Raw genomic sequence first — 8177 nt, 5'->3', positions numbered from 1 at the left:
GTAGGCCAGCCCGCGGGCACCGCGCTGCTTGGCCCACTCCTGCCAGGCGTCCAGCTGACGACGTGGCTGGTCCGCGCCGCCCGGCATGACGACCGCGCCCACGTACGGGGCCTTGAACACGCGGAACGGCGTGTCCTTGAAGTACTCGGTCAGCTCGGTCAGCTCCAGGCCGAACCGCAGGTCGGGCTTGTCGGTGCCGTAGCGGGCCATCGCGTCGGCGTAGGTCATCCGCTGGATCGGCAGCGGGATCTCGTAGTCCGCCAGCTCCTGCCACAGCGCGGCGACGACCCTCTCGCCCAGCGCGATCACGTCGTCCTGCTCGACGAAGCTCATCTCGATGTCGAGCTGGGTGAACTCGGGCTGGCGGTCGGCGCGGAAGTCCTCGTCCCGGTAGCAGCGGGCGATCTGGTAGTACCGCTCCAGGCCGCCGACCATCAGCAGCTGCTTGAACAGCTGCGGTGACTGCGGCAGCGCGTACCAGGAGCCGGGCTGCAGGCGCGCGGGCACCAGGAAGTCGCGGGCGCCCTCCGGGGTGGAGCGGGTCAGCGTCGGCGTCTCGACCTCGACGAACTTCTCCTGGTGGAGGACGTCACGGGCGATGCGGTTGGCCTCGCTGCGCATGCGCATGGCACGGGCCGGCCCGGACCGGCGGAGGTCGAGGTAGCGGTGCCGCAGGCGGACGTCCTCGCCGACGGTGAGGTGCTCGTCGAGCTGGAACGGCAGTGGGGCCGCCTCGCTGAGCACCCCCAGCTCGGTGACCAGCACCTCGATCTCACCCGTCGGGATCTCGGGGTTCTCGTTGCCCTCGGGCCGCCTGGCGACCTCGCCGACGACCCGGATGCAGTACTCGGCGCGCAGCCCGTGGGCGCGTTCGGCCATCTCACCCTCGCGGAAGACGACCTGCACGACGCCCGAGGCGTCGCGGAGATCGACGAAGATGACCCCACCGTGATCACGCCGGCGGGCCACCCAGCCGCTCAGCGTGACGGATTCTCCGGCTTGTGCGGCGCGAAGCGTCCCGGCCTCGTGCGTGCGGATCACGGTGTGCTCTTCCTGTTGGCGGGCTGTGTGATGGAAAGGCTAGCCAACGCCCTCACTGTTCCGTCCAGCAGGTTTCCGACGCTACGATCACCCTGCGCACAACTGTGGTCACCAGTGTCGACCATTCGCAAGCGCAAGCTCTGCCCTGTCGGATTTAACGTCATGGCTACCTAGCCTCGACGTTACGTCGTAGGGTGTTGGTTACCTGGTGGTAGGTAAAGGGAAGCTGGGGAGAACGCGAGGAGACCACGATGGGTGGCGGCGCGACGCGCGAACCGGTCAGGGAGCTGCATCGAGCCGGCGACGTCCGACGTGCGCTTCCACACCCCGTGGACAACCTCGCCGCGGACGCGTTCCCCACCGCCCTGCGCACGGCCATCCAGGCCAGTGGGCTGAGCCTCGACCGGATCCAGTACCGGTTGCGCGCCCGCGGCGTGTCGGTCAGCGTCACCGCGCTGAGCTACTGGCAGTCCGGGCGGCGCAGGCCCGAGCGGGCCGAGTCGCTCGCCGCGCTGGGGCACCTCGAGTCGGTGCTCGGCGTCGCACCCGGGTCCCTGATCGCGCTGCTGGGCCCGCCACGGCCGCGTGGCCGGGTGCAGCGCGAGTCGTCGCGGGTGCCCATCCCCTCGCTCTTCCCGGCCAGTGAGCCGGTGTCGAAGCTGCTCAAGCAGATCGACTTCACCACCGAGACGGCGCTGACCAAGCTGTCGCAGCACGACCGGATGGACATCGCGGCCGACCGCGGGGAGCGGCGCATCGCCGTGCGGCAGGTGCTGCGGGCCGAGCGCGACGGCATGGACCGGACCGTCATGGTCTACGACCTCGAGCGGCCGGGCCGGCCGTTCCCCGACGTCATGTCGCAGCAGTCGTGCAAGATCGGCCGGGTCGCGCGCGACGAGGACGCGGGCATCATCGTGGCCGAGATCATCCTGGACACGCCGCTCGTCCGCGGCGAGACCGCGATCGTCGACTACGCGCTCAACTTCCCCGGGCCGCCGTTCTCGCGCGGCGACGACAGCTACTGCCGCCGGTTCACCACACCGGTGCGCGAGTTCGTGCTGGAGCTGCAGTTCGACCCGGACGCGTTGCCCGCGTACTGCGAGCTGTACACCGTGAACCCGGAGGAGCAGACCACGACGCGGCGCAAGGTCGAGGTCACGCCGGGCGGGCAGGCGCACGCGGTGGCGCTCGACTTCGGCCCCGGCACCTTCTGCGTGCGGTGGGACTGGCCGCGCGACCGTTCGTAGCGCTGACGGTCTCCTTCCTGCTAGTTTTCCCGGCGTGACTGCCGGGTCGGCCGCTGGCCGCGATCGGAGAGGCCTCCCGGCCGCTCCGTGAACCTCCGGCGGGCCAGGGGCCCGCCGCACCTCCTTCGTTCCGCGTTTCCTCGGGGACAGCGAAGGAGGTGAAGTACATGTCCCAGCCAACCGTGCCCACCGAGGCGTGGCAGGAGTTCCTGGCCGACGTCCGTGAGCGGTCCTTCGACGGCACCATCACGCAACTGGTGCCGTTCGGCGCGATCGTGCGCGTGGGTCCCGGAATCCCCGGCCTGCTGCCGGCCGCGGCGATGACGGGTGAGCCGCGGGTCGGCGCGACCCTCGCCGTGCGCGTCGTCGAGATCGACGAGCAACGCCAGCGGGTGAGCCTCGCGATGGCGTGACCCACGCGGGTGTCACCTGACAGCAGCGTGACCTGATGAGGTGCGTTCTGGTTGTGTACGAGGGCAGGCGCCGGTCCTCGCACACGACCGAAACACGCTCACAGGAGTGCCAGCTGCTCCGGGACCACCGGCTGCTCCTTGCGGGTGCCGGCGGTCAGGCTGCCGTCCGGCCAGCGTGGTTCCGCGGGCTCGGCCTCGCGGTCGGCTGTCTTGTCCAGCCCGTGCCTGCGCAGGAGCGGGCCCACCCGCGTGCCGAGCCACCGGGGGTAGCGGATGTCCGCGTTGGCGCCCTTGGCGTAGAGGCGGCGGTAGGCCGGGACCAGGTGGGGATGCTCCCGCCCCAGCCAGGCGGCGAACCACTCTCGCGCACCCTTGCGCAGGTGCAGCGGGATGACGGTGACGCCGGAGGCACCCGTCTCGGCGATGGCCGCCAGCAACGCGTCCAGCTGTTCGACCGAGTCGGTCAGGTGTGGCAGGACCGGCGCGACGAACACGCCGCACGGCAGCCCCGCCTCGACGGCCTTGCGGACCAGTTCCAGGCGCGCCTGCGGGCTGGGTGTGCCGGGTTCGAGGTTGTGCTGCAGCTCCCGGTCGACCAGCGCGATCGACACGCCGAGCCCCACCGGCACGTCCTGGCTGACCGCCGACAGCAGCGGCAGGTCGCGCGCCAGCACCGTGCCCTTCGTGAGGATGCTGAACGGCGTCCCGCTGTCGGCCAGCGCGCGGATGATGCCCGGCATGAGCTGGTACCGGCCCTCCGCCCGCTGGTAGGGGTCGGTGTTGGTGCCCATCGCGACGGGTTCGCGGGTCCAGCGCGGGGCGCGCAGCTGGCCGGCCAGTACCTCGGGCGCGTTGACCTTGACCACGATCTGCGAGTCGAAGTCCGCGCCCGCGTCCATGTCGAGGTAGGTGTGGGTCTGCCGGGCGAAACAGTTGTGGCTGACCACGCCGTTGGCGATGAAGTCGCCGGTGCCGGTGGTGATGTCGTACAGCGTGAGGTCCAGGTCGAGCGGTTCGACCGTGGCCACCGCGAGCCGCGGACCGGTACGCGGGACGACCCCGGCCAGCTCGCCGGTGCTCGTGTGCGCCGGATCGGTCGTGTGCAGGAACCGGAGGTGCTCGGCCAGGGTGCCCATGACCCGCATCCCGTACAGGCCGCTGCGACCGCCGGAGTCCTCCAGCACGCACTCGAACCCGAGGCGCCGCAACGCCTCCGCCATCACCGGCAACGCCACCCGGCCGGTGCGGCCGACCCGCAGCCGGCCGCGCGAGAAGTCACCGTCCACGTCGAACACGCCGGCCAGGAACCCCCTGTGCCACTCCTCGCTCGGCACGGCGGGTTGCTCGATCGGCAGGCTGATCGGCTCGTCTCCGGTCAGGTACTCCCTGGCCCTGGTGAGCACCCGTGGGTCGACCGGCTCGCCGTGCCCCGCGGCGATGCCGGCGAGGTAGCCGCAGCGGTACTCGAGGCCGCCCTTCGGCCCGGTCGCGAAGCGGCCCGTGCCCACCAGCCGGTCCCCCGGCCGCAGGACCTGCCGCTGGTCCGCGCAGGCGCCGCCGGCGACGTGCCGCCAGCCCTGGTCGGTGAGGAAACGGTGCTCCCCGCTGGCGATGAGCTGGGTGCCGTCCCGCAACGTCAGCCGGTAGGCCGGCTTCACGGTGGTCCAGTGCGCCACCACCCGCGTGGTGACATACCGGCGCCGGTTGCCGACCCGCTCCGTGCCGTAGATCCGGTCGCCCACCCGCAGGTCGGCGATCGGCTTCGTCCGGCCGTCGGCCATCAGCACCGGAGTATCGCCCGCCAGACAGTACCGGCAGCCGTGGCTGCACCCCCGGTACGGGTTGACGGTCCAGTCGAACGGCAGCCGGGACTGCCCCGGCACCCTGTTCAGCACGGACTTGGCCCGCACCTCGTGGAACACCGTGTCGGCGAACTCCGGGGTGCGGACACTGCGCATCAGCCCGGGAAGGCCGGGCAACGCCTGCTGACCATCCCGGTCGGGTTCCCCCGCTCGCTGGCTCTCCCATCGCACGGGATACAGTCGAACACGCGTTCGATCGTTTGTCAATTCATCCGGACAAGGGCTGTGGACAGCGCCGCTACCAGGAACAACACCACGGAGACGAGGCCGGCGACGTGCATTCCCGACACGAACAGCCGGGCGTCGGCGGCGCTGCCCGCGACGGCCCCGTACGCCGCGATGCCGAGCGCGCCGCCGGCCTGCCGGGCGGTGTTGTTGACCGCCGACGCGAGGCCGGAGCGCTCCCTCGCCGCGCCCACCGCCGCGGCGACGACCGCCGGGGTCAGCACGCCGAGCCCGCAGCCCCAGAGCAGCAGGGCCGGCAGGAGCGCCCAGTAGGACGAGCCGGCCGTCAGCGTGAGCAGCAGCGCGAAACCCGCGCCGGCCACGACGAGCCCCGCGACCATGGGCCATCGCGGCCCGATCCGGCCCGCGACCCGGCCCGTGAGCGGCGCGAGCACGGTCAGGGGCAGGAACAGCGGCAGCAGGTCCAGTCCGGCGGCGAGTGCCGAGTGGTGCCGCACCGTCTGCAGGTACTGCGTGACCAGGAACAACAACCCGAGCGAGCAGAGGTTCATGATGCCGGCCGCCGCGTTGGCCACCGAGAAGGTGGGCCTGCGGAACAGCTTCGGCGGCAGCATGGGGTCGGCCTTGGCGCTCTCGACGGCGACGAACGCGGCCAGTAGCACGGCCGCGACGATCAGCAGCCACGCGCCGGCCTCGATGACGGCGTAGGTGACGGTACCCAGGAGCGCGGTGCCCAGGACGGCGCCGAGCCAGTCGACGCGCCGGTCGCCGGTGTGCGGACGGGCCTCGACGAGCCGTGCCGCGACGACGGCGGCGACGAGGACGATCGGCACGTTGAGGAAGAACACGGCGCGCCAGCCGAGCCAGTCGACGAGCAGCCCGCCCAGCAGGGGTCCGGCCGGCAGTGCGGCGCTGCCGACGCCGGCCCACACGCCGATGGCGCGGGCCTGATCGGTCCGGTCGGGGAACGCGTCGGTGATGATCGCGAGGGTGCCGGGCAGCAGCAGGGCGGCACCGACGCCCTGGACGAACCGGGCGCCGACCAGCCAGCCGACGCCGGGCGCGAGACCACACCCGAGGGAGGCCAGCCCGAACACGACCAATCCGGTGAGGACCACCTGTTTGTGGCCGTAGACGTCACCCACAGTGCCGCCGACGAGGAGCAGCCCCGCCAGGGCGAGCGCGTAGCCGTCGACCACCCACTGCAGGCCGGCCGGTCCCGTGTCCAGCGTGCCGCCGATGGCCGGCAGCGCCACGTTGACCACGGTGACGTCCAGCAGCACCAGGAAGTAGCCGACACACATCACGATGAGCAGCGGCGAACGGATCATGGTCATCATTGTCGTGGTGGCACACTTCGGCCGCCGCCCACACGTCACGCCAACGCGGTACGCCACACGTGGAGGTGTCGCTCGATGTAGTCGGCGGCCGGACCCCAGTGGTCGGCGTGTCCTTCCGCGTACAGGCGGGTCCAGGGCTCCTCGGTGGCGGTGCGGAGGAGGTCGTACATGCCGCGCGTGTGGGCGACGACCAGTGGGGGCAGCTCCGCGCGCTGGCGGTCGTCGAGGCCGTAGCCGTCGGCCAGGGCGCGCAACCTCGGCGCGTCCTGTTCCGGGTCGCCGGAGCTGGTCAGGGGGACGAAGCCGTGTGCCGCGTAGGCGAGGTCCCAGAGGCGCGAGCCGGGACCGGCGCCGTCCCAGTCGATGAAGACCCACCGGTCCTCGCCGCGCACGAGGTTCCACGGCGCGAGGTCGTGGTGGCAGACGAGGTCCTCGCGGTCGGGTGGGATGACGACGTCCCACCGCGCGCCGGCCGGGGGACGGAAGTCCGCCAGCGCGTCGTGCAGGTCGCGGACGAGGCTGCCGACGTCGCGCAGTTCGCGTTCGTCCGCGGGGAGGTCGTTGACGGTGCCGGGGACGTACTCGAGGACCTGGCGGCCCTGCTCGTCGCGCCCGAGGTGGCGGGGCGCGCCGGGAAAGCCGGCGAGGTGGTCGAGGAGCGCCTCGACGGCGGGCGTGGCCGGGGTGACGGGCTTGCGGACCGTGTCACCGACCCGGACGACGGCGGCGGCGACGTTCCCACCAGGGAGGATGTGTTCCACACCCAGAATTGTCGGTGGTCGCCGCTAACGTTTTTCCCATGTCGACCACGCAGCTCCGCGAGCGGGTCGCCGCCATCGTCGCCGAACTGCCGGAGGCGACGTGCACCGGCGACCCGCATCTGACGCTCGCCGTCCGCAAGAAGACGTTCGGGTACTTCCTCGACGACCACCACGGGAACGGGATTGTCGGGGTGGCGTTCAAGGCCGGGCCCGGGGAGCAGGAGGCACTGGTGCGGTCGGATCCGGCGCGGTTCTACGTGCCGGCGTACCTCGGCGCGAAGGGGTGGGCGGCCCTGCGGCTGGACGTCGGACGGGTGAACTGGGACGAGGTTCGGGAGTTGCTGACGGAGGCGTATCGGTTACAGGCGCCGCGGCGGCTGGTCGCCCAGCTGGGCGGCTAGGTGTCGCGGGTGTGGAGAGGCCCGATGTGGCCGGAGAGGGGACGGGGGTTCCCGGGTGTATGTGAGAGGAGGTGAGCGGAAGGACAACGGCTGATTTCATAGGTGGCGTGGCAGGTTGTTCGTGTGGCTGACCGATCGCGGGAGGCGATTGGGGACAGTTCGCTCGGGTGGCTGTGCTGCTCGGCCGGCGCGGTGCATGGCTCGGGAGCGCCACGGGGCCGGCGGGGGCTGGTATCGAGGAAAGGACGAAGGAATGGACCTCGTCGAGATTCTCGGGTTCGTGTCCGGCGCGCTGTGCGTGTGGCTCGTGGCCATTCAGAATGTCTGGAACTGGCCCATCGGGGTGGCCAACAACATCACGTTTCTGGTCCTGTTCTGGACTTCCGGCCTCTACGCCGACTCCTCACTGCAGCTGGTCTACCTCGCACTCGGCGTGTACGGGTGGTGGGCCTGGCTGCGGGGCGGGGAGGCGCACACGACGCTCACCGTCACGCGGACCACCGGGATGCAGTGGATCGTGTTGGGGGTCCTCGGCCTGGTGGGCACCGGTGGGCTGACCATGTTGCTGGACACGGTGACCGACTCGACCGTGCCGCTGCCGGACGCCGTCACCACCGTGCTGTCACTGCTCGCGACGTGGGGCCAGGCGCGCAAGAAGCTCGAGTCCTGGTGGCTCTGGATCGCGGCCGACGTCGTGTACGTGCCGCTCTACGCCTACAAGGGCCTCTGGCTCACCGCCGTGCTCTACGTCGGCTTCCTCGCGCTGTGCGTGTACGGGCTGCGCAGCTGGCAGACCAGCTACACCCGCGCCGCGGCGGGCAGCTCCGCCTCGTCCGCCACCGGCCAGGTCAGCGGGTCCGGGCCCAGCGCGACCAGCTGAGCCACCTGCTCCCCGCACCACGGCGACACGTTCAGCTCGCCGCCCG

General features: G+C 71.4%; 7 protein-coding genes and 1 pseudogene. 4 read left to right on the top strand and 4 right to left on the bottom strand.

Annotated elements, in window-relative coordinates; genetic code table 11:
- Positions 1-1041, bottom strand: a 1041-nt coding sequence (gene aspS, locus ACJ73U_RS18090; protein WP_407778813.1) for an aspartate--tRNA ligase, incomplete at its 3' end; no start/stop codon positions are given.
- 251 nt (positions 1042-1292) lie between these two features.
- On the opposite strand from aspS, the gene ACJ73U_RS18085 reads away from it, so the two are divergent.
- Entirely contained in the window at positions 1293-2288 is a 996-nt protein-coding gene (locus ACJ73U_RS18085; RefSeq protein WP_407778812.1) for a hypothetical protein, read from the top strand.
- A gap of 167 nt (positions 2289-2455) precedes the next feature.
- On the top strand, positions 2456-2701 hold the full coding sequence (locus tag ACJ73U_RS18080; protein ID WP_407778811.1) for a S1 RNA-binding domain-containing protein: 246 nt from the start codon (positions 2456-2458) through the stop codon (positions 2699-2701).
- 98 nt (positions 2702-2799) lie between these two features.
- Here ACJ73U_RS18080 and ACJ73U_RS18075 read toward each other — a convergent pair whose 3' ends face one another.
- The 3 genes from ACJ73U_RS18075 to ACJ73U_RS18065 are packed head-to-tail and all read right to left on the bottom strand — an operon-like array spanning position 2800 to position 6850.
- Positions 2800-4734, bottom strand: a complete 1935-nt coding sequence (locus ACJ73U_RS18075; RefSeq protein WP_407778810.1) for an intein-containing Rv2578c family radical SAM protein — start codon at positions 4732-4734, stop codon at positions 2800-2802.
- Positions 4735-4766: 32 nt separating this feature from the next.
- On the bottom strand, positions 4767-6080 hold the full coding sequence (locus ACJ73U_RS18070) for an MFS transporter (RefSeq protein ID WP_407778809.1): 1314 nt from the start codon (positions 6078-6080) through the stop codon (positions 4767-4769).
- Positions 6081-6124: 44 nt separating this feature from the next.
- Positions 6125-6850, bottom strand: coding sequence for a phosphotransferase enzyme family protein (locus tag ACJ73U_RS18065; RefSeq protein ID WP_407778808.1), 726 nt, complete (start codon positions 6848-6850; stop codon positions 6125-6127).
- Positions 6851-6888: 38 nt separating this feature from the next.
- Between ACJ73U_RS18065 and ACJ73U_RS18060 the strand changes: the two genes are divergently transcribed.
- Together ACJ73U_RS18060 and pnuC are read left to right on the top strand one after the other, a co-directional pair.
- Positions 6889-7251 carry an MmcQ/YjbR family DNA-binding protein gene (locus tag ACJ73U_RS18060; protein WP_407778807.1) on the top strand — a complete coding sequence of 121 codons (363 nt, stop codon included), beginning with the start codon at positions 6889-6891 and terminating at the stop codon, positions 7249-7251.
- A 196-nt stretch (positions 7252-7447) separates the two neighbouring features.
- Positions 7448-8038, top strand: a pseudogene (gene pnuC / locus ACJ73U_RS18055) (nicotinamide riboside transporter PnuC); the annotation flags it as partial.
- Positions 8039-8177 lie beyond the last annotated feature (139 nt).

Origin of the sequence: Actinophytocola sp. (genome assembly GCF_045807065.1) — a bacterium.
Lineage (GTDB): Bacteria > Actinomycetota > Actinomycetes > Mycobacteriales > Pseudonocardiaceae > Actinophytocola.
This window is presented reverse-complemented; position numbering and strand designations above follow the sequence as displayed.

Bases quoted from the DNA above. Each gene is read 5' to 3' on its own strand.
- ACJ73U_RS18085 (WP_407778812.1), top strand. From the start codon at position 1,293: ATGGGTGGCGGCGCGACGCGCGAACCGGTCAGGGAGCTGCATCGAGCC.
- ACJ73U_RS18060 (WP_407778807.1), top strand. From the start codon at position 6,889: ATGTCGACCACGCAGCTCCGCGAGCGGGTCGCCGCCATCGTCGCCGAA.
- ACJ73U_RS18080 (WP_407778811.1), top strand. From the start codon at position 2,456: ATGTCCCAGCCAACCGTGCCCACCGAGGCGTGGCAGGAGTTCCTGGCC.
- ACJ73U_RS18070 (WP_407778809.1), bottom strand. From the start codon at position 6,080: ATGATCCGTTCGCCGCTGCTCATCGTGATGTGTGTCGGCTACTTCCTG.